This is a genomic window from Zoogloea sp. (assembly GCF_044344315.1).
Taxonomy (GTDB): Bacteria; Pseudomonadota; Gammaproteobacteria; order Burkholderiales; family Rhodocyclaceae; genus Zoogloea.
This window is the reverse complement of the sequence record NZ_JBIJDC010000031.1, coordinates 22,061-42,810: the sequence shown is the minus strand read 5'-3', so window position 1 is coordinate 42,810 and position 20,750 is coordinate 22,061. Positions and strand designations below refer to the sequence as shown.

General features: G+C 66.9%; 23 protein-coding genes. 22 read left to right on the top strand and 1 reads right to left on the bottom strand.

Features of this window, described 5'->3' with window-relative positions; genetic code table 11:
• A partial coding sequence (locus ACIQ09_RS09095) for a hypothetical protein (protein WP_398308396.1) occupies positions 1-742 on the bottom strand: 742 nt, incomplete at its 3' end.
• 109 nt (positions 743-851) lie between these two features.
• Here ACIQ09_RS09095 and ACIQ09_RS09090 point away from each other — a divergent pair.
• From ACIQ09_RS09090 to ACIQ09_RS08985, 22 genes are all read left to right on the top strand, one after another.
• Positions 852-1,613 (top strand): tRNA pseudouridine(65) synthase TruC, encoded by a 762-nt coding sequence (locus ACIQ09_RS09090; protein WP_398308394.1) that lies wholly within the window; start codon positions 852-854, stop codon positions 1,611-1,613.
• A 208-nt stretch (positions 1,614-1,821) separates the two neighbouring features.
• A complete protein-coding gene (locus ACIQ09_RS09085) occupies positions 1,822-2,475 on the top strand; it encodes a type II secretion system protein N (RefSeq protein ID WP_398308392.1) in 654 nt (217 codons plus the stop codon).
• Positions 2,472-4,706: a type II secretion system secretin GspD gene (gene gspD / locus ACIQ09_RS09080; protein ID WP_398308390.1), complete on the top strand. Its 2,235-nt coding sequence runs from the start codon at positions 2,472-2,474 to the stop codon at positions 4,704-4,706. Before ACIQ09_RS09085 ends, gspD begins: the two co-directional genes overlap by 4 nt.
• Positions 4,703-6,169: a type II secretion system ATPase GspE gene (gene gspE / locus ACIQ09_RS09075; RefSeq protein ID WP_398308388.1), complete on the top strand. Its 1,467-nt coding sequence runs from the start codon at positions 4,703-4,705 to the stop codon at positions 6,167-6,169. The genes gspD and gspE overlap by 4 nt, the downstream gene beginning before the upstream one ends.
• Entirely contained in the window at positions 6,166-7,371 is a 1,206-nt protein-coding gene (gspF, locus tag ACIQ09_RS09070; RefSeq protein WP_398308386.1) for a type II secretion system inner membrane protein GspF, read from the top strand. The genes gspE and gspF overlap by 4 nt, the downstream gene beginning before the upstream one ends.
• 10 nt (positions 7,372-7,381) lie before the next feature.
• Entirely contained in the window at positions 7,382-7,810 is a 429-nt protein-coding gene (gene gspG / locus ACIQ09_RS09065) for a type II secretion system major pseudopilin GspG (protein ID WP_398308384.1), read from the top strand.
• The gene (locus tag ACIQ09_RS09060; protein ID WP_398308382.1) at positions 7,810-8,322 is read left to right on the top strand and encodes a GspH/FimT family pseudopilin; all 513 of its coding nucleotides are present in this window, start codon (positions 7,810-7,812) and stop codon (positions 8,320-8,322) included. The genes gspG and ACIQ09_RS09060 overlap by 1 nt, the downstream gene beginning before the upstream one ends.
• Positions 8,319-8,702 carry a type II secretion system minor pseudopilin GspI gene (gspI, locus tag ACIQ09_RS09055; protein WP_398308380.1) on the top strand — a complete coding sequence of 128 codons (384 nt, stop codon included), beginning with the start codon at positions 8,319-8,321 and terminating at the stop codon, positions 8,700-8,702. The genes ACIQ09_RS09060 and gspI overlap by 4 nt, the downstream gene beginning before the upstream one ends.
• Complete coding sequence (gene gspJ, locus ACIQ09_RS09050; protein WP_398308378.1) at positions 8,699-9,292, top strand: type II secretion system minor pseudopilin GspJ; 594 nt, start codon at positions 8,699-8,701, stop codon at positions 9,290-9,292. Before gspI ends, gspJ begins: the two co-directional genes overlap by 4 nt.
• 14 nt (positions 9,293-9,306) lie before the next feature.
• On the top strand, positions 9,307-10,257 hold the full coding sequence (gspK, locus tag ACIQ09_RS09045; protein ID WP_398308376.1) for a type II secretion system minor pseudopilin GspK: 951 nt from the start codon (positions 9,307-9,309) through the stop codon (positions 10,255-10,257).
• Positions 10,254-11,471, top strand: coding sequence for a type II secretion system protein GspL (gene gspL, locus ACIQ09_RS09040; protein ID WP_398308374.1), 1,218 nt, complete (start codon positions 10,254-10,256; stop codon positions 11,469-11,471). Before gspK ends, gspL begins: the two co-directional genes overlap by 4 nt.
• Positions 11,468-11,974, top strand: a complete 507-nt coding sequence (gene gspM, locus ACIQ09_RS09035) for a type II secretion system protein GspM (RefSeq protein WP_398308372.1) — start codon at positions 11,468-11,470, stop codon at positions 11,972-11,974. The genes gspL and gspM overlap by 4 nt, the downstream gene beginning before the upstream one ends.
• 6 nt (positions 11,975-11,980) lie before the next feature.
• Complete coding sequence (gene gspN / locus ACIQ09_RS09030) at positions 11,981-12,733, top strand: type II secretion system protein N (RefSeq protein WP_398308370.1); 753 nt, start codon at positions 11,981-11,983, stop codon at positions 12,731-12,733.
• Between the two features lie 81 nt (positions 12,734-12,814).
• Positions 12,815-13,894: a transaldolase gene (gene tal, locus ACIQ09_RS09025; RefSeq protein WP_398308368.1), complete on the top strand. Its 1,080-nt coding sequence runs from the start codon at positions 12,815-12,817 to the stop codon at positions 13,892-13,894.
• A gap of 410 nt (positions 13,895-14,304) precedes the next feature.
• The gene (locus tag ACIQ09_RS09020) at positions 14,305-15,666 is read left to right on the top strand and encodes a tyrosine-type recombinase/integrase (RefSeq protein ID WP_398308366.1); all 1,362 of its coding nucleotides are present in this window, start codon (positions 14,305-14,307) and stop codon (positions 15,664-15,666) included.
• Between the two features lie 125 nt (positions 15,667-15,791).
• Positions 15,792-16,091, top strand: a complete 300-nt coding sequence (locus tag ACIQ09_RS09015; protein ID WP_398308364.1) for a BrnT family toxin — start codon at positions 15,792-15,794, stop codon at positions 16,089-16,091.
• Positions 16,081-16,371 (top strand): BrnA antitoxin family protein, encoded by a 291-nt coding sequence (locus ACIQ09_RS09010; protein ID WP_398308362.1) that lies wholly within the window; start codon positions 16,081-16,083, stop codon positions 16,369-16,371. The genes ACIQ09_RS09015 and ACIQ09_RS09010 overlap by 11 nt, the downstream gene beginning before the upstream one ends.
• Before the next feature lie 151 nt (positions 16,372-16,522).
• Positions 16,523-16,720 (top strand): hypothetical protein, encoded by a 198-nt coding sequence (locus ACIQ09_RS09005; protein ID WP_398308360.1) that lies wholly within the window; start codon positions 16,523-16,525, stop codon positions 16,718-16,720.
• A 73-nt stretch (positions 16,721-16,793) separates the two neighbouring features.
• A complete protein-coding gene (locus ACIQ09_RS09000; protein WP_398308358.1) occupies positions 16,794-17,363 on the top strand; it encodes a hypothetical protein in 570 nt (189 codons plus the stop codon).
• A gap of 101 nt (positions 17,364-17,464) precedes the next feature.
• Entirely contained in the window at positions 17,465-17,710 is a 246-nt protein-coding gene (locus ACIQ09_RS08995) for a helix-turn-helix domain-containing protein (protein WP_398308356.1), read from the top strand.
• The gene (locus ACIQ09_RS08990; RefSeq protein WP_398308354.1) at positions 17,710-18,450 is read left to right on the top strand and encodes a helix-turn-helix domain-containing protein; all 741 of its coding nucleotides are present in this window, start codon (positions 17,710-17,712) and stop codon (positions 18,448-18,450) included. The genes ACIQ09_RS08995 and ACIQ09_RS08990 overlap by 1 nt, the downstream gene beginning before the upstream one ends.
• Positions 18,447-20,648, top strand: a complete 2,202-nt coding sequence (locus ACIQ09_RS08985; protein ID WP_398308352.1) for a DUF3987 domain-containing protein — start codon at positions 18,447-18,449, stop codon at positions 20,646-20,648. Before ACIQ09_RS08990 ends, ACIQ09_RS08985 begins: the two co-directional genes overlap by 4 nt.
• Positions 20,649-20,750: the final 102 nt, after the last annotated feature.

The window sequence follows — 20,750 nt, the reverse complement described above, 5'->3', positions numbered from 1 at the left end:
CCCACGCACACAGCAGGTTCTCGCCACTATCGGCGAGACGCTTGAACGGCGACCGGGCCACCGGCCCGGGCTGGCTGCGGGCCCGCAGCTTGAGGGACAGCCCCTGGCCCTGCACCCGGGCGAGGAGCAGACGGAAGCCATCCGCCATGGCGCACTCCATGGCCGCAGTCATCTCCGGTGCATCTGCCGGAAACAGGATGTCCACCGCGCGCTGCAAGGTGGAGGGCTGCAGCCCGCGGATCAGGGTCAGGTCACGCCGGCTCTGGTAGCTGCGGCTCATCAGGTGCCCGAGGTCGTGATCGTCCCGGGGCGAGGGAATCAGCTTGGACGTGAGGCGGTCGCCGAACTCCGACAGGAAGCCCCGGTCGCTGGGGATGCCGACCTCGCCAAACAGGTTGGCGCCCTCGGTTTCCTCGAGGATGCAGCGCAGCGCGCCGCGAACGGCCGCTGCCAGCGCCGGATTGGCCGCCAAAACATCCATCAGCACGGCAAAACGCTGGGTCGCCGACCCGTGCACGTCAGCGGAGTCAATATAGACGTCGTTCCACAGGGATCCGCCGGAAAGCCAGGCAGTCATTGAACGCCAGGCATCCAGACGATCCGGAAGATGCTCGGCCAGCACAAGATTGGACAAACGCTTCGCCAGCCCGGGCAGGTTCCGCTGGTTATGGCGTTGAGGGGGAAGCGCTGCGTGGATGCACGCCAGCACGCTGTCCGGAGAGACGGTAAAGGTATTCTGCATAGGGCGAGTATGACTCAGCCCGTAGCACTTGGTTCACTGCAACATGCCGCAGAGCAGCCCTCTCCATAGGCGGCGCACCCTAGCACCATCCGCGGTTACCATTCCGCCCATGCTGCCCATCCTCTATCAGGACGACCACATGGTCGCCATCCACAAGCCCTCAGGCCTGCTGGTCCACCGCAGCGAGCTGGATCGTCATGAAACCCGCTTTGCCGTGCAACTGCTGCGCGACCAGCTCGGTCGTCACGTCCACCCCGCCCACCGGCTCGACCGAGGCACCTCCGGCGTGCTGGTCTTTGCGCTGGACAAGGACAGTGCCCGCCACCTGGGCGGCCAGTTCGAACGCCAGGAAGTGAGCAAGACCTACCTGGCCGTGGTGCGCGGCCACCCGGCCGAGCAGGGGCGCATTGACCATGCGCTCACCCGCCGCCGGGACGACGCCGAATGGGTTGGCAGCCGCAGCGCCGACGACGCTCAGGACGCCATCACGGACTTCCGGCGTCTGGCCACCTGCGAACTCCCCCATGCCGTCGACCGCTACCCGACCAGCCGCTACGCCCTGGTCGAACTGAGCCCCCTTACCGGACGCCGTCACCAGATCCGCCGTCACCTCAAGCACATCGCCCACCCGATCATCGGCGATGCCACCTTCGGCAAGGGCCGCCACAACCGTCTGTTCCAGGAACTCTTCGGCTGCCAGCGCATGCTGCTGGCGTGTGCCCGGATGCAACTGGTCCACCCCGTCAGCGGACAGCCCCTGGATATGCTCGCCCCCCTCGACGGGGACTTCGCCCGCGTGGTGGATGCCCTGGGCTGGCAGGCGGCCCTCCCGGCCACCCTCGTGACCCGCCGTGACGCCGGAGCAATCTGACTCAGGTGTGGCACAGCCCATGGCGCCGGGAACAAGGTTTGCAACGGCAGTACCGACAGGCGGATTGCCTCCATCAGCGGCACGCGCCCCCAGGGCGACAGCAATTCGCTTGCTGTCGGCAGGGCACGCAAACACGCCGCGACAAAACGGAGCTTTCGCCCGTAACACAGGCCGGCTAAGATTGTCGGCCTTTTGTGCCGTGCCCCCGATGAAGCTCGCCGACCGTTTCGATCCAACCCGCCTGAACTGGCAGCTCGCCATGCGCATCGGCCCCGCGCTTGCCTGGGGTGCGGCGCTGGCCGTCACGGCCTGGGTGGGAGCCGATCTGTTCTGGCGTTTCAGCGCCCCACGCCCCCCGGCACTGCCGGTAGTCAGCCCCAGCGACCCCCAGCTCGCCGCCCAGGCCATTGCCAGCCGACACCTGATGGGCAACGCTGCCCAGGGCGCCGGCCCTGCCGGGATGGCTATCGCCGCCCCCAGCCGCTACGCCCTGCAGGCGGTGGTGACGGGAAGTGGCGGCCGCCCGGGCTGGGCCGTACTGAGTGTCGATGGCGGCCCCCAGCAGGGCATCGTCGAGGGCCAGGAGTTCCAGCCCGGTGTGCGTCTTGCCCGGGTATCGGCCGAGAGCATCGAGATCACCACCGGCGGTGCCGCGCGCCAGACCGTCCGCCTCACCGAGCGGGGCAGCGTCGGTGGCGCACCCGGCAGCAGCCCCCCCCTGCCGGCCGGCATCGCCCAGTTGCCCCAGCTGCAGCCCTCATCCTTCACCGAAAACAATACCGAAGCACCGGACTCGGGCCCGCGCCCCTCTCCCATCGGCCTTCCCGCCGGCTTTCAGGTCCAACCCGTCCCCAGCCAATGAAACACGCCCGCTGCAACCCGGGGTTCGCCCGCCGGCTTCTTGCCGCCTGTCTCGCCACCACCGTCGCCCTGCCCCTCGCCCTGCCGGCCGCACCGGCCCTGGCCAACGAAGCGGGCACCGGCGAGACGGTGTCCCTCAACTTCGTGAATGCCGAGATCGGCGCAGTGATCCAGGCCATCTCCCGGATCTCGGGACGCAACTTCGTGGTGGACCCGCGGGTCAAGGGCACCCTCAACATCGTCACGGCGCGCCCGGTGCCGCGCAACCTGAGCTACTCCATCCTGCTCTCGGCCCTGCGTCTGCAGGGCTACGCGGCCATCGAGGGCCAGGGCGTTACCAAGATCGTTCCCGAGGCCGATGCCAAGCTGCATGCCGTGCCGGTGGGCAAGGGCCAGGGCGCTGGCGGCGGTGACCGCCTGACCACCCAGGTGTTCACCCTGCATCACGAATCGGCCTCCCAGCTGGTGCCGGTGATCCGCCCCCTGGTGTCCCCCAACAACACCGTCACCGCCTACCCGGGCAACAACTCCCTGGTAGTCACCGACTACGCCGAGAACATCGGCCGCATTGCCCGCATCATCGAATCCATCGACGTCCCCCAGGGCGACATGCGGGTCATCAACCTCAAGCATGCCTCGGCACTCGACCTCGCCCAAACGGTCAATCGCCTGCTCAACGACACCGGTAGCGGCAATGTCGGCGGCACGCCCGGTGTCGGCGGTGACGCCAGCCAGCGCGTCTCGGTAATCGGCGACCCGCGCACCAACAGCCTGCTGGTTCGCTCCGAAAACCCCTCCAAGCTCAACGCCGTGCGCCAGCTGGTGGCCAACCTGGACCAGCCTGGTGCCGCCGGCAACATCCACGTGGTGTACCTGAAGAACGCCGAAGCGACCAAGGTCGCCCAAACCCTGCGCGCGGTACTCTCCGGCGAAGCCGGCAACACCGGCCAGGGCAGCACCGGCAGCAGCACATCCGGCAGCAGCTTCGCCCCCACCTCCACGGGCAGCAGCAGTGGCACCTCCACCGGCAGCAGCAGCGGTGTCGGCAGCACCTCGTCCTTCGGCAGCAGCAATAGCAGCACCTCCGGCACCGGCATGGGGGCCACCGGCAACGGCATCGTCCAGGCCGACCCGATGAGCAACGCCCTGATCATCACCGCCCCGGACGCCATCTACAACAACGTGCGCAAGGTCATCGACCAGCTCGACCGGCGCCGCGCACAGGTCTATGTGGAAGCCCTGATCACCGAAGTCAGCACCGAGCGGGCCGCCGAGATCGGCATCCAGTGGCAGGCCGGCAAGCTTGGCTCGACCACCGCCTTCGGCGGCACCACCTTCAACAGCGGCGGCAACAACATCCTCAACCTGGCCACCAGCCTGGCCTCCAGCAGCTCCACCGCCCTCCCCGGCAACGGTCTCAACCTGCTGCTGGGTGGCGGCACCATCACTGTCGGCGGGCGCGAGATCGCCAACCTCAACATGCTGGCCCGCTTCCTCGAGTCGGACACCAAGGCCAACATCCTGTCCACACCCAACCTCGTCACCCTGGACAACGAGGAGGCCAAGATCGTCGTCGGCCGCAACGTGCCCTTTGTCACCGGCACCTATGCCACCACCGGCAACACGGCTACCGCCAACCCCTTCACCACCGTCGAGCGCCGCGACGTGGGCCTGACCCTGAAGGTCAAGCCGCAGATCTCGGAAGGCGGCACGGTGCGCCTGCAGATCTACCAGGAAGCCTCCTCGGTGATCGACTCCACCGCCACCAGCACCACCGGCCCCACTACCACCAAGCGCTCCATCGAATCCACCGTGCTGGTGGACGACGGCGCCATGATCGCCCTGGGTGGCCTGGTGGAAGACACCTACAGCGGCGGCCAGGAGAAAGTCCCGCTGCTTGGCGACATTCCCTATCTCGGCCAGTTCTTCCGCTACGACTCGCGCAAGCGCGGCAAGACCAACCTGATTGTCTTCCTGCGCCCGGTCATCCTGCGTGACGCGGCCAGCATCCAGGGCATCTCCGCCGACCGTTACAACTACGTGATCGGGCAGCAGCGCGCCAATGACAGGGCCGATGCGCTGATGCGTGGCGAGACCAACCCGCCGCAACTCCCGCCGCCAGGCAGCCCGCCGCCGGCAGTGCCCTACAACCGCCCGCAAGAGCCCCTGCCCCCGTCACCCCAGGTGGTCCCGCACGTGCCCCAGCAGGCCGGGCCCACCTACACCCCATGAGCGCCCCCGCCCTGCCCTACGCCTTCGCCAAGGCCCATGGCATCCTCGTGGCCGCCCTGGGCAGCGAGCACGCCGAGGTGGTCATGCGTGAAGGGGCCGACCTGACGGCGGTGGCCGAAGTGCGGCGCAGCCTGGGGCTGCCGCTGCAGATTGAATGCATAGGCCGTGCCGCCTTCGAAGCACGCCTCGCCGAGACCTACTCCGGCACCGACGACAACGCCGCCGAGGTGGTCGCCGACGTGGGCCAGGAGGTGGATCTCACCCAGCTGATGACCGAGCTGCCGACGGTGGAGGATCTCCTCGACACCCAGGACGACGCGCCGATCATCCGCATGATCAACGCGCTGCTCACCCAGGCGGTGCGCCAGCAGGCCAGCGACATCCACATCGAGCCCTACGAGCGCAATTCGGTGGTGCGCTTCCGCCGCGACGGCGTGCTGGTGGACGTGGCCCAACCTCACCGGGCCCTCCACGCCGCCATGGCCTCGCGCATCAAGATCATGGCCAGCCTGGACATCGCCGAAAAGCGCCTGCCCCAGGATGGCCGCATCGCCCTGCGCCTGGCCGGCCGCCAGGTGGACGTGCGTGTCTCAACCCTGCCCACCACCCACGGCGAGCGCATTGTGCTGCGCCTGCTCGACAAGGGCAGCGGCCAGCGCAGCCTGGACAGCCTGGGCATGGCCAGCGACACCGTGAGGCCCTTCGCCGAGCTGCTCAAGGAGCCCCACGGCATCCTCCTCGTCACCGGCCCCACCGGCTCGGGCAAGAGCACCACCCTCTACGCCGCCCTGCAGGGCATGGACGCGAAGCGCCGCAACATCGTCACCGTCGAGGATCCGGTCGAGTACGACCTGCCCGGCGTCGGCCAGATCCAGGTCAATCCGCGCATCGAGCTAAGCTTCGCCAAGGCCCTGCGCGCCATCCTGCGCCAGGACCCGGACGTGATCATGATCGGTGAGATCCGCGACCTGGAAACCGCCCAGATCGCCGTGCAGGCCAGCCTCACCGGCCACCTGGTGCTGGCCACCCTGCACACCAACGACGCTGCCTCGGCCGTCACCCGACTGGTGGACATGGGTGTCGAGCCCTTCCTGCTAGCCTCCACCCTGCGTGGCGTGCTGGCCCAGCGCCTGGTGCGCAAGCTGTGCACCGCCTGCCGCAGCGCCAGCCCCAGCAGCGCGGCCGATCGCGAGCTGATCGGGCCGGACACCCCGGCGCAGCTGTGGCACGCCACCGGCTGCCCGGAATGCTCCCGTACCGGCTACGCGGGGCGCAGCGGCATCTACGAACTCATCGTCGCCGACGAGACCTTCCAGCGCCTGATCCACACCGGCGCCGGCGAAGCCCAACTGCGCGCCCACGCCATCGCCAACGGCACCCGCAGCCTGCGTGACGACGGCCTGCGCCTGCTCGCCAACGGGCAGACCTCGGCCGAAGAACTGCTCCGCGTTACCCGCGAATGACCGCCTTCCGCTACCGCGCCCTCGACGCTGCCGGCAAGGAAGCCGCCGGTGTCCTCGAAGCCGATACCGGCAAGGCCGCCCGCGGCCTGCTCCGCGAACGCGGCCTCTATCCGCTGGAAGTGGCGTCGGTGGCCCACGGTGCCACCGGCAACAAGACGGTCCGGCGCAAGCTCCGGGATGCCGACCTCACCCTGCTGACCCGCCAGTGGGCCACCCTGCTGGCCTCCGGCCTGACCGTCGAGCAGGCCCTGGCAGCCCTCATCGAGCAAGCCGAGACCGAGGGCACCCGACAGCTGCTGGCCGGCGTGCGCTCCGAGATCCTGGCCGGCTACAGCCTGCGCGCCGCCCTCGACCGCTATCCCCAGGCCTTCTCCACCCTGTACCGGGCCTCGGTGGCGGCGGGCGAGAAATCCGGCGAGCTGGCCAAGGTCATGAACCAACTGGCCGACTATCTGGACCGCAGCCACGCCCTGCGCACCAAGACCCTCCAGGCCCTGCTCTACCCGGCCATCGTCGCAGGGGTGGCCGTGCTGGTCATCGTCGGCCTGATGACCTATGTGGTGCCCCAGGTGGTGTCCGTCTTCCAGCAGGGCAAGCAGGCCCTGCCCCTGCTCACGCGCAGCCTGATCCTGGTCAGCACCCTGCTGCGGGAATGGGGCTGGCTGATGGTGCTGGCCCTGGCCGGTGCCTTCTTCACCGGCCGTGCGGCCCTGCGCGACACCAGCGTGCGCCGCCGCTGGGATGCCTGGCTGCTCGGCCTGCCGGTACTGGGCCGCCATCTGCGCACCCTCGACGCCACCCGCTTTGCCAGCACCCTGGCCATCCTGGCCGGGAGCGGCGTGCCCCTGCTGGCCGCGCTGGAGGCCGGCCGCCAGGTGATCAGCCGTCTGCCCCTGGCCGATGCGGTGGGCGTGGCCGCCGAGCGGGTGCGCGAAGGCCAGCCCCTGTCGAAGGCCCTCGGTGCCAGCCGCCAGTTTCCGCCGCTGCTGATCCACATGCTGGCCAACGGCGAGGCCACCGGCCGCATCGACGAGCTCCTCGACCGGGCCGCCAAACTGCAGCAGGCCGAACTGGAAAACCGCACCGCCACCCTCACCGCCCTGCTCGAGCCCGTCCTGCTGCTGGCCATGGGTGGCTTCGTGCTGCTCATCGTGATGGCCGTGATGCAGCCCATCATCGAAATCAACACCCTGATGAAATAAGGAAACCACAATGCTCAAGACCCTGCGCCGCAGCCGCGGCTTCACCCTGATCGAAGTGATGGTCGTGATCGTCATCCTCGGCGTGCTGGCCGCGCTGGTGGTGCCCAAGGTCATGAGCCGCCCGGACGAAGCCCGGGTCGTTGCCGCGCGCCAGGATATCTCGGCCATCATGCAGGCCCTCAAGCTCTACAAGCTCGACAACCGCCGCTATCCCAGCGGCGAACAGGGCCTGCAGGCCCTCGTCACCAAGCCCACCACCGCCCCGGTCCCCGAGAACTGGAAGTCCTACCTGGACAAGCTGCCCCTCGACCCCTGGGGCAAGCCCTACCAGTACGTCATGCCCGGCCTCAAGGGCGAGGTGGATGTGATGAGCTTCGGCGCTGACGGTGTCACCGGCGGTGAAGGCTTCGACGCCGACATCGGCTCCTGGAGCCTGTAGTGCTTTTCCGTCCCATGAACACCGCGCCCCGACGGCGGCGCAGCACCGGCTTCACCCTCATCGAGGTGATGGTCGTGCTGGTGATCATGGGCATCATGGCCACCGGCCTGAGCATCGGCCTGGACAGCCTGCGCGGACGTGATGCCGACCAAGCCCTCAAGCGCCTGCGCCTGGTTCTCGAGGCCACCGCCGACCGGGCCATCGTGCGTGGCCGGCCGATTGCCCTGGAACTGCTCTCCGACGGCTACCGCTTCTCGGCCCTCGACCCCGACGACAACTGGCGCCCCCTCAACGACCCGCCGGTGTTCACCGAAAAGGCTTTTCCCGCGGGGCTGGCCTGGGCTGGGCTGCGCCTGGAAGGGGGCAGCGAGACCAGCGCCACCCGCTTGCAGTTCGGCTCCCAGGCGCCGGAATACGAGCTGCGCGTCACCACCCCCGGCGGCGAAGCCCGCCTGACCGGCAAGGCCAATGGCGAGGTGCTGCTGCAGATGCCGGGCCGGACCGCCTCATGAGGCGGCAGCCCGGCCGCGCCCGCGGCTTCACCCTGCTGGAAACCCTGGTTGCCCTGGCCATCCTGGCCATTGCCCTGACCGCCGCCTTCCGCGCCATGGGCGTTACTGCCCAGAGCGCCGCCGAGCTGCGCGAACGCATGGTGGGCGACTGGGTGGCCGAGAACCGTCTGGCAGAGCTTCGCGCGACCGGCGCCTGGCCCGGCGCCGGCACCAACGAGGGTACAGCCGATCAAGCCGGGCGAACCTACCGCTGGCGCGAAGAGGTCAAGACCACCGCCAACCCCCTGTTCCGCCGGGTGGACGTGAGCGTCTTCGCCCCCGAATCCGACACCCACGCCATCGCCCGGCTTACCGGCTACGTGGCCCGGCCCCTGCGATGAAACGCGCCGCCCCGGCCCAGCGCGGCCTGACCCTGATCGAGCTGATGGTGGCCCTGGCCATCTTTGCGGTGCTGGGTGTCCTGTCTTACCGCGGGCTCGCCGAAGTGGCCACCAGCCGCACCCACTTGGAGGCGGGCTTCGAGCGCTGGCGGGCCATCGGCCGCAGCATGCAGCGCATCGATACCGATCTGCAGCAGGTCGTCTCCCCTGCCGCATCCGCTTCCAGCCTTCCAAGTGAAGGCGCCAGCCTGGCCGCACCGGGCATGATCCTCGGCCGCACGGCCAGCGGCGGGCCGGAGCTCCAGTTCCTGCGCCTTGACGATGCCCGGGGTGTGCGCCGGGTGGGCTTCCGCCTGGTGGACGGGCGCCTCGAATGGCTGCGCTGGAGCGGCCGCGAGGCCCTCGGCCAGCCCAGCGTCGATCCCCTGCTCGACGGCGTGCGCGGCATGCGCTGGCGTTTCCTGCTCGACAACGTGCGGACCGACGCCTGGCCCCCGGCAGACCGCCGCAGCCTGCTGCCCGACGCCATCATCCTTGAACTCGACCTGGCCGACGTGGGCACCCTCACGCGGCTGATCGCCCTGCGCTGATGAGCTCCCGCCCTATGCACTCTCCTGCCACTGCCGGCCCCCAACGGGGCGCGGCGGTGATCCTCGCGCTGCTCACCGTGGCCCTCGTCGCCGGCATCGCCGCCGCTGCCGTGGGCGACCTGGGGGTGGCCATGGATCAGGTGGTCGGTCGTCACGACCAGGCCCAGGCCCGCCAGCTGGCGCGCGGCGCTGTGGACTGGGCGCGCAACGTGTTGGCCGAAGATGTCAGCCGCAACAACGTGGACCACCTGGGCGAGGCCTGGGCCGTGAAGGTGCCGCCGACGCCGGTGGAAGAAGGCGAAGTCAGCGGTGAGCTGCAGGATCTGTCCGGTCGCATCAACCTCAACAAGCTGGTCCAGATCGATGGCCCCACACTGCAGGAGCGGGACCAGTTCCTGCGTCTGCTGAAGTTGCTTGGGGTGGGAGACTCCGAAGCCCTGGATCTCACCAACGCCTTGATCGACTGGCTCGACCGGAATGACAGCCCGACCCTTCCGGGCGGCGCCGAGTCCTCCTGGTACAGCACCCAGCAACCTCCCCGCAGCCCGGCCAACGGGCCGCTGGCCAGCGTTGGAGAACTGACCCAAGTGCGCGGTTTCAGCCCCGCTCTGGTGGCCCGCCTGACCCCCTTCGTGGCCGCCCTGCCGGGCAGCGACAGCCTGATCAACGTCAACACGGCCCCGCCGGAGGTGCTGGCGGCGGCCATTGCCGACCTGCCCCTGGACACCGCCCGCATCATGGCCGTCGAACGCAGCCGGGCCTGGTTCACCAGCGTGGCCAGCGTCGATGCCTGGCTCGAGAACCGCAACCTCCCTGCCAACACCACCAGCCTGGACGTCCAGAGCCGTCACTTCCTGGCCACCGGCCGCGCCCGTTTCGGCGTATCCATGGTGCGCATGGAAGTCCTCCTGTACCGCCCCACGGGCCAGAAATGGTCCACCATCGTTTGGCAGAAACTGCTATGACCCGCCTCCTCCTTGCCATCGACGAACACTGGCCGACCCGCCCCGAATGTGCCTGGGTGCTCCTCGGGCCCGACGGCCAGCCCCTCTCCGAAGGGCACTCCGCCCCCCGCCACTGGCCGGCCGCCGACGAATGCACGGTTGTGCTGACCGGCGCCCAGTGCCTGTGGCTGGATGTGCTGCTGCCCCGCGGCGCCCGCCGTGACCTGCCGCGCCTGTTGAGTTACGCCCTTGAAGACCGGCTGCTGAAGGACCCGGACACCCAGCACCTCACCCTCAGCCACCGTCGCCCCGCAGATGATGGCGAGCGCGACCTGGCCGGCGTGCTGGTCATCTCCCGGGAGCGCCTGCGCAACCTGATGGCCCAGTTCGCTGCCATCGGGCGAGTGCCTCGGCGGATCGTGGCCGAACTGCAGAGCGCCCCAGCCGACGACGCAGCCTGGCATCTCAGCCTGTGCGCCGAAGGCGCCATCCTGCGCACCGGCACGGGCGCCGGGCTGGCTCTCGACCGGGACATCCTGATTCCGCTGCTGGCCGCCCAGGCCGCCAGCGCCCGGGCAGCCAACGCCGCCCCTGCCCAAGTCGACGTGCATTCTGCCCCGGGAAGCCCCGCCCTCGACCTCGCTGCCGCCCAGGCCGAAAGCGGCCTGAGCCTGCGCCCCGCCGCGCCCTACCTGTGGTGGCAGGGAAACGAGCGCCAGGCCACCAACCTGCTCCACGGCGAGTTCGCCGGCCGCGACCAGGGCGCGGCGTGGATCGGCCGACTGCGCGCCCCCGCCCTGCTGGCGATGGCTGCACTGGGCCTCTGGCTGGCCACCAATGTGGGTGAGGTGCTGTGGCAGCGACATGTTCTGGGCGGTTTCGAATCGCGTATCGAAAGGGTCTATCGCAGCGCCTTCCCCAATGCACCGGTGGTCGCCCCTGCCGCCCAGATGCGCCAGCAACTGAACGTCGAACGGGCCCGCCATGGCCTGCTCCGCGATGACGACGCCCTGGCCCTGCTGGCCCAGGCCGCCGAGGCCCTGGGCACCGACGCCACCGATGGCATCGCCGCCTTGCGCTTTGAAGAAGGCCGCCTCGACCTGACCCTGAGCGGCCCCGCTGCCGCCCGTGCCGAGGCCCTGGTCGGGCTGCTGGCCAGCCGTGGCCTGCTCGCCAACCTGCGCCAGGAAGGCAGCGCCACACACCTGCTGCTGCGCCAGGAGAATCTGCAATGAACGCCCCCCGCAAAGCCGTATCCGGCCCGATCGCCCATCTCCACAGCCACTGGCAGGCCATCAGCCCGCGGGAGCAGCGGCTGGTAATGATCGCCGCGACCGTCGTGACGATTGGCGCGGCGGTCGGCCTGCTCGACTGGAGCCGCGCCGAAGGGCAGCGCCTGGCACGCAGGCTGCCTCGCGCCGAAGCCAGCCTGAACCAGGTCCAGGAGGCCGCCACCGAGATCAACCGCCTGCGCGCCGCGCCGCAAGCCGCCCACCCCGACGGCCCTGCGCTGCTCGCGGCGGTTCAGGCATCGGCAAAGAGTCGCGGTCTGGAGATTGGCGTGCAGGGCGGCGGCGAAGGCTTGCACCTGAAGGGGCAGGCCCGCTTCGACGCGCTGGTAGCCTGGCTCGCCACCCTCCAGAAGGACCAGGGTCTGCGCGTAGTGCGCATGGAGATCCAGCGCCAGGGCAGTCTGGCCAGCGTGGATGCTGTGCTGGCCAGCCCGGCGAGCCCCTGAGCGGCGATGCTGAGGAAGCTGCTTCTCCTGCTGGCCCTGGGCCTGGGCTTTCTGGTGGTCAAGGCGCCGGCCAGCCTGGTGGACGGTCTGCTGGCCCACTTCACCGCCGAGGGCCTGCGCCTGCAACGCGCCGAAGGCACCCTATGGCAGGGCCGTGGCATCCTGGCGAGCCGTGACGCGAGCGGTCGCAGCCTGTCGCCCTGGCTGCCCGTGGCCTGGGATTTCGACATTGGCGCCCTCGCGCGGCTCGCGGCGGCCTGGACCTTCTCCAGCAGTGGCACGCCGATCGGACGCATCGAGGCCGGCATCGCAGGGCTGGATGTAACCGACCTGACACTCCACGCCCCCGCCGACGCCGCCCTCACGCCGATCCCTCACCCGGTTGCCCGGGCCGGCTGGCAAGGCGACCTGAGCATCGCTGCACCGCGTTGGCACTGCGCCCCCAACGGCGCCTGCAGCGGCGAAGCCCGCGTGCTTTGGCGCGGTGCCCGCGCCGCGCTTTTCCCCGGGCGCAGGTTCGGCGACTACGAGATTCAGCTTACGGCCCGGGACGGACACTTCCGCTACACGCTGCGCACCCTTGCTGGCGACGTGATCGCCAACGGCAGCGGCGAGGCAGCGCCTGGCCGCACGCCCAGCTTCAAAGGCAGCCTCAAGGGAGAACCCGAGTTCCTCAACCGTCTGCCGTCGATCGCAGGGGGTGCTGCCCGGCCCACCGGCGAGCCTGGCCACTTCGAGATCCACTGGCCGCCGCCCTGACGAACTTCCTTTCATCCCCCTGCCGATTCCGCCAGAATGTCAGGCTCATTCCACCCATCATCGCCTCCAGGTTCTTCGTCCATGAATCCGATCCAAGCCGCTCGCGCTGCCGGCCAGCAAATCTGGCTCGACAACCTCTCCCGCTCCCTGATCAATGAAGGTCACCTTGCCCGGCATATCGAGCAGGGCGTGGCCGGCGTGACCACCAACCCGGCGATCTTCCACAAGGCCATCGCCGAGGGAAAAGACTACCGCCCGGCTCTGGACGCCATGCGCGGCGAGAACCTGAGCGCCGAGCAGCGTTACGAGCGCCTGGTCATCGAAGACGTCCAGCGTGCCTGCGACGTGATCCGGCCGGTGTTCGATGCCAGCCAGGGCGACGCCGGCTACGTGAGCCTCGAAGTCTCGCCGGCCCTCGCCGACGATGACGCCGGTACCGTCGCGGCGGCCCGCCGCCTGCGCGCCGCCGTGGCCCGGGACAACCTGCTGGTGAAGGTCCCCGCCACCGCGGCCGGCATCCGCGCCATTGAGACCCTGACCGGCGAAGGACTCAGCCTCAACGTCACCCTGATGTTCTCCCTCGCCCACGTGGATGCCGTGGCCGGCGCCTACCAGCGTGGCCTGGAGGCCCTGGCCGCCAGGGGTGGTGATGTGAGCAAGGTGCGCTCGGTCGCCAGCGTGTTCCTGTCCCGCTGGGAAACCCTGGTGGACAAGCTTCTCGAAGAAAAGGGCAGCGACGCCGCCCTGGCCCTGCGCGGCAAGGCTGGCGTCGCTCTCGCCCGCCAGGCCTACCAGCACTACCTGGCCCGTTTCCACGGCGCCGGCTTTGCCGCCCTCGCCGCCCGGGGCGCACGCCCCCAGAGCATGCTGTGGGCCAGCACCGGCACCAAGAACCCGGCCTACCCCGACCTGATGTACGTCGAACCACTGATCGGCCCGGAAACCGTCAACACCCTGCCCGACGCCACCCTCGCCGCCTTCCTGGATCACGGCGTGGTGAGCGGCAACACCGTGGCCAGCGAGATTGATGCAGCCAGCGCCCACATTGCTGCCCTGGACGCCCAGGGTATCGACCTGAACGTGCTGGGCGAACGCCTCCAGCAAGAAGGCCTCGCCCAGTTCGCCACCGCCTTTGGCAAGCTGCTTGAATTGACGGCCTGAGCACCTGCAAGTTTCGGGGCTCTTCCGGATCCGGGGGCAAGGGCCGCAAGGTGCCAGCAACCAGATAGCCGGAAAGCAGTCCATCCCATGCGAGGCCGTATTCATGTGGCAGGCAGCCACGGAATACGGCCTCTCCGTTGCGTGCGCCAAAAAACAAAAGGCCAACCCCGAAGAGTTGGCCTAAGTGCTTTTTCTGTTGGTGCCGCTGACCGGAATCGAACTGGTGACCTTCGCATTACGAATTAGAAGGCTCCAACCTTAATTTAGATGCCCCGACCTTAACTAACCCGCACAAACAAAGGGTTTCGCCCTATACTCACCTTAACGGGGTTACACGAAATTTGCTCGTTTTTTACCGGAACCGTAACCCCAGCGTAACCCCAGACCAATCAGCACACAGGGGCAAGGTGATGAACGACAAGACCCGGTTTCTCTTTGGCAAGGCCAAGATCACTGAACTTCCGCTCCCGGCAGCAGGCGAGCGGGCGACCTATCACGACACCAAGACGCCCGGCTTGCAGTTGCGCGTCACGTCCGGCGGGGTCAAGACCTTTTCCATGTACCGGCGCACCAAGGGTGGCGGACCGGAACGCATAACCCTGGGTCGATTCCCGGCCATGACGGTGGAGCAGGCCCGTGCAGCGGCTGCAGCGGTGAACGCCGAGATCGAGACCGGCGCGAGCCCGGCGAAGGTCCGCCGTGCGGTCCGTGAGGAGCCAACCTTTGCCGAAGCCTTCGACGACTTTCTGACCGGCAAGCGCAAGCGCGATGGCTCGCCCCTGGGGGAACGCACGAAGCGGGACTACCAAGACGTGTTCCGGATGTACCTCTCCCCCATCAAGGCAAAGAAGCTGTCCCAGATCCAGCGGACCGACCTGAAGGCGATCCACAAGAAGACCACGGCCAAGAGCGCTGCACAGGCGGACCGGGCAATAGCCGTTGTGTCGTCGGTCTTCACCTACATGATCGACCAGGAAGTCTTCTCCGGACCGAACCCGGCCAGCCGTGTCCAGAAGAACCCCGCGACTGACCGGGACCGCTTCGCACAGAGCCATGAGCTACCCCACCTGCTCGACGCCGTTGCGAGATCCGGCCAATCCGATTACTTCCTCCTGTCTCTCCTGACCGGCGCCCGCCGCTCCAATGTGCAGGCGATGGCCTGGCGTGACCTCGATTTGCCCGGTGCCGTGTGGCGCATCGGCAACACGAAGAACGGCACGCCGCAGAACGTCCCGTTGTCACCCGAAGCCGTCATGGTGCTGCGCGCCCGCCAGGATCACGCCGATACCTCTCCCTTCGTTTTCCCCGGCACCGGGAAGACTGGCCACCTTGTGGAGCCGAAAAGGGCGTGGTCGACGATCCTGCGCACCGCCAGCCTGCTCAGCCTGCTGGAAGCGCTCAAGCTGGATGATGCCGCCCGCCAGGAGGCCGATACCCTGCTGGAGCAGGGACTATCCCCCGCCGAGGAGCGGTATCACGCCGAAGCCCTGAACGCCCAGATCAACCCCGCCGACTTCTCCATGACCGATCTTCGGATTCACGACCTGCGCCGCACCCTGGGCAGCTGGCAGGCGAAGACCGGCGCCTCGCTGTCGATCATCGGCAAGAGCCTGAACCACAAGACGCATCAGGCCACCGCCATCTATGCGCGCCTCGACCTTGATCCGGTTCGCCAGTCAGTGAACACCGCCACCGCGGCGATGCTGGAGGCGGCCGGCCTGAAGGAAGGGGCGACCGTGCTACCGCTGCCGACGAAGCGAGGCGCAGCCTGACCACCTTGCTGCGGCATCAAGCAGCTGGGCGAGGGATGGGCGCCGGGGCTGCGTGCTGCTTGAGCCCAATTATTGCATCGACAAATATTCTTGACCCGTCAAAATAACGCATCTACAATAAATAAATGCAACCACCCTACACTTGGGATGAGGCAAAGCGCCAAAGCAACCTTGCGAAGCATGGATTGGATTTTTTTGATGCGGGTGAGGTGCTGGAATCGCGTTTTCGATTGGACATTCCCGTAACGCGCGGCGGTGAGCTCCGGGTTCAATCGTTGTCCTACGCGATGGGCTTCTTGGCCGTTTTGACGGTGGTTCATGTCGAGCGTGACCAAACCACGCGAGTTATCAGCTTTCGCCGCGCAAGCGGCCCAGAACGTGAGGTGTACGATGCCTGGCTCGAAAACGAATGCGATGAACCGTAATCAGGTGCTGTCCGCTGTGCGTACCCTGACTCACGATCAGGATTATGTCTGGGACGGTAAGGATGAAGACGACCGGCCGGCCACTGACGATGAGCTGCGCGCCGGTGTTGAAGCCGCCCGCCGGGGTCGCGGCCGGCCAGCTGGAACTGGCTCTAAGGAGCAGGTCGCCATTCGGATTGATCGCGATGTTCTCGCCGCCTTCAGGGCTGGCGGAGCTGGGTGGCAAACCCGAATGAATGACGCGCTGCGTGAGTGGCTGAAAGAGCATTCGGCCGTCTGAGCTGCCTTACCCAGAAAGAGAAGGACCGGGCGCCATGCCGCGGATCTCCAGCTGAATAAACACCGCTGCCTGACGGTTTCAGGCGAATCGGGCCGACCAGGTGCTGCAACACCTGACGGCCCTGACCACAACGTGAAAAGGAACTTCACCCATGGCTACCTCTATTTTGGACAACAACCTCGAACAAGTCATCCGCAGCCTCGCGCAAGCAAAGGCTGTCGTCAGCCTCTTGGGGGCCTTCGACCCCAGCGAGCATGAGCGGGAGACCCTGCAGGATGCCGCCTGGGCAGCCCGCGACCTGCTCGACCAGGCTCTTGCTCAGCTTACCGGCTCATCGGTTGCTGCCTGAGTACCGCTGCGAGATATAGGAAAAGCACGCCGCACCCTTTCACAAGGCGGCGTGCCTGACACTCCATATTCCAATGACGAATACACAAAACACTCCTCCGGACGAGGACGACTATGATGGCAATCCCTTTGTCCGTCTCGGCGATCTTCTTGAACTTGGGTACCCTGTTGGAACACTGGCCAGCGCAGTTGAAAATGGCATCTACACATGGGATCGTTTCGGCCGCTTTCTGCTGGCCGACGAGACTGCAAGGCACGTCGCCCTTGATGCACTGGCGGCTGAGTACGCATGGCAAGCCGGGGGCCGGATTGGCCTACCCCCCCGGGAAGTCGCTCGCGGGTTAGGAAGTCCTTACTCCGTCTTCGGTTGGCGTACTGACAAGCTCCCGGATCTCGATGCAATCGGACGTGGGATTGATCAGCCCCCCCCGCCTCCGCGCCAGTCTTCCGAAACCAAGAAGTACAACTCCGCGCTGATCGTGGTTGCGGCGCTGTGCGAAAAAGCGGACATCAACCATTCCGAGCGAGGGACGGCACAGCGGATCGTTGAAGCAACAGAGATGATCGGCGCAAAGCTCTCTCTTGGGACGGTCTCAACCATTTTGAAGCAAATCCCCTTGGCACTTGACCGCCGGATCGATTAGAACCAATTCGGAAATAAACAGCCAATTGGTTTTTTCGGATCACTGTTAATTCAAAGTTCGCACCCATACCGCACAACAGCGGGACTACACGGATGCGAACCATGCAAACTCAGACCAACACGCCGGCCCGGACCACGCGGGCCGCCATTACGCCCAACCCCGATCTGTTGGACGATATTGCAGCAGCAGCGCTTCTTGACGTCTCTCCCGGCACACTCTCTGTCTGGCGCAGTACGGGCCGCTACAACCTCCCCTATCTGAAGATCGGCCGCAAGGTACGGTATCGCCGCGCAGACCTGGAGGCCTGGTTGGAGCGTCGCACGCATGAATCCGGGGCGACTGCATAATGGGGTCCAAAGTGATCCGCCGCCCCAAAGGCTCCAGCGCAATGAAAAAGCGCCAGCCTTCAAACCACGAAAGCCAGCGCCCGGACAGCGCCAATTCTACCACCCTCACCCGTGGCCATCGTCGCGGCAAGCGCGCCCACGTTGTCGCCTGGTTCGACTCCAGCGAGCGGCCACCAAAGGGCTGCAGCCGGCGCCTTGACTGCAAGCCGAGGACAGGTGGCGGGGTCGCCTTCTTCACGGTCTACGAACCGATCAACGAGCCCCAGAAGCCGACCGACTGCACCGAGGCCGGCGGATCTGCTGGGACCTCGGCACCCACCATCATCGACCACCAGGACGACGACGGTGGGGACAGCTCAGAGGACCCTGAGCCAGCGCGACTCCCTCGATTGCTGCTCCAGGCCATCGCCGCCCGTCACCCGGGCAACGGCGCATCGGCCCAACGCGCACGCATCCTTGAGGCCCTGCACCTCGCCGCCCTGACCACTGTTGAAGCCCGCCGCTGGCTCGACTGCCCGCACCCGGCGCAGCGCGTCCTGGAGCTTCGCAGCCTTGGGTTTCGCATCGACACCGTCTGGACGACGGCGCCGACCGAGTCCGGGAACCTCCACAGGTTCGCCCTCTACACCCTGACGCCGCAGAAAGGAGGCGCCCTCGGCGACGCGCTCGAGTCCATAAAGCAGGCCGGGACGTTCGGCGCAGGCAAACCGCACAAGGTCAGCAAGGGGGGCGAGCGATGAATCCCACCATCCCCGACTCCCTCCAGAGCTCAGAGCCTGGCATAGCTGACGACGCCTTCGCCGATGTCCCGGAGATCATGAAGCAGGCCCGACGCTGGCTGGTGTGGCGAGCCGAACGGTACGGCACGGGCAAGCCGCGCAAGGTCCCCTACTACGCCGACGGCGCGAGGCGCGGCGGAGCGGACACCGAAACCGACCGCGCCCGGCTGGTGACCTTCGATCAGGCCGTGATGGTGCTGAAATCCGGCGCCTATACCGGCCTTGGCTTCGCGCTTGGTCCCGATGAGGAGGGGGGGTGCTGGCAGGGTGTTGACCTCGACAACGTGCCTGACCGACCCGAGCTGGGCGACCTGGTGCCCGACCTGCCGGGCTACACCGAAACCAGCCCCAGCGGGCGCGGCTATCACGCGATCGGCTACGGCCCCCACTTCCCCGCCCTAGGCAGCAACTCGACCGGGATCGAAGCCTATGCAGCCGGGCGATTTTTCACCGTCACGGGCGAGGGGGCCGGGATCGGGGAGCCCTGCGACCTATCCGACTTCGTGGCGTCGCGACTTGCTCCCATGCACAAGGGCATGGCGAGCAATGCCCCCACGACCACGCCAGAGGCCGCCCCAGCGCAGTATGTGGATGCGGCTGTCCAAAGAGACCTGCGCAGCGCATTGACGGCGCTGCGGGCCGATGATCGCGACACGTGGGTGAGGATGGGGCACGCGCTCAAGACCATCGGCGAGCCGGGCCGGGCGCTGTGGCTGGAGTGGTCCCAAACTTCGGACAAGTGGCAACCACCTGATGCACGCCAGTGGGACACGTTCCATCCGGCCACGACTAGCTACCAGGCGGTCTTTGCCGAAGCGCAGCGGGCCGGGTGGCTCAATCCGATGAGCAACGCGGCGCGCATGGGGGGGGCGGACACCTCGGGCATCCTCGGGCAGGGGCAGCCCCTCCCCCAACTCCCCGCATTACCGCAGCTTCCAGAGGCACCAGCGCCTTCGTTCGATCTCGACTTTCCGCCGGGGCTTGTTGGGCGGATGGCCGAACATGTTCTTGCAGCGTCTCGATGCGGGGTTAAAAGCTACGCGATCGTGGCCGCCCTGATCACGGCTTCGTTTCTGATCCGTGGGACCTCCTGGGTGGAGGGCAGCAATACCGCCCTGAACCTCTACACTTGTATGATCGGCGAAACAGGCAAGGGGAAGGAAGAACCTCGCCGCGGGGTGAAGCGCCTGGTCAAGATCGTAGGCCGCATCGGTGGAGTGGTTGAGGGGGTCGCGTCTGGACCAGCGCTGCTTCGAGCCATGGCGGTCGAACCGAACCGGCTTCTGCTCACTGATGAGTTTGGGATGTTCCTGCAGGCGGCACTTGCAGACCACGGGTCGATTCACCTCAAGGAGCTGACAAAGGAGATCTTGAGCCTTTTCGGCCTGGGGAGGAGCGTCTATACCGGCCGGTGCTACTCAGATGCCAAGCTCAATATCGATCCGATCGAGAACCCCTACCTGTGTGTGATGGGCACCACGACATCCACTGAGCTGATGGAAGCGCTGAACCGCCGGTCCGTTGAATCCGGGCTCATGAACCGCTTTTTGTTCGTCGAGGCTGTCGGTATGGAGCCGATCAATCGATTCGTGGACGACCAGGTGCCGGCGGACCTTGAGCGAGAGATCAATGCCCAGTTCGGCAACTTTGGGCCCAGTGGAGCAATTGGCTACGACGACGGAGCTCATGAACTTATGGTCGATCTCGCGACCGCGATGGCCAATGACGCGCTGGGCGAGTTTGCAGCCATGTGGTCCAGATCAGAGGAGCTGATGATTCGGGTTGCGGGAGTCCTCGCCGTCGGCGACGGCAGAACCATCACGACCCGCCACATCGATTGGGCACATCGTTTTGTCCGATGGAGCATTGAAAGCATGCTTCAGCGCATGGGGCGAGAGATGCACGAAACGGATTTCGACCGCCAGTGCAAGCGAGTGGTGGAGATCATCGGCAATCCTCGAAAGTACGCCGACGATAGGAAGTTTTCGGACGATCTGCAGCAGGGCTACATGCCGCACGCGAAGCTCTTGAAGCTGATGAAGATGAAAGCCAAGGAGTTTCAAGACCTGATTTCAACGCTGCTGGAGTCGCAGCAGATTGAAGTGATCAAGGTCCCCAGTAGTGGCAAGGACAAGGTTCTCTACGTTCTCCAGCGGTAGGAGAATTTGCCCCTAGTTCTCGGAGAATTTCCCCCACTTGGCCAGGGGGAAGATCTCAAGTTCTCGGGTAGTTCTCGACTGCGGGAGAACCAGGAAACCCGC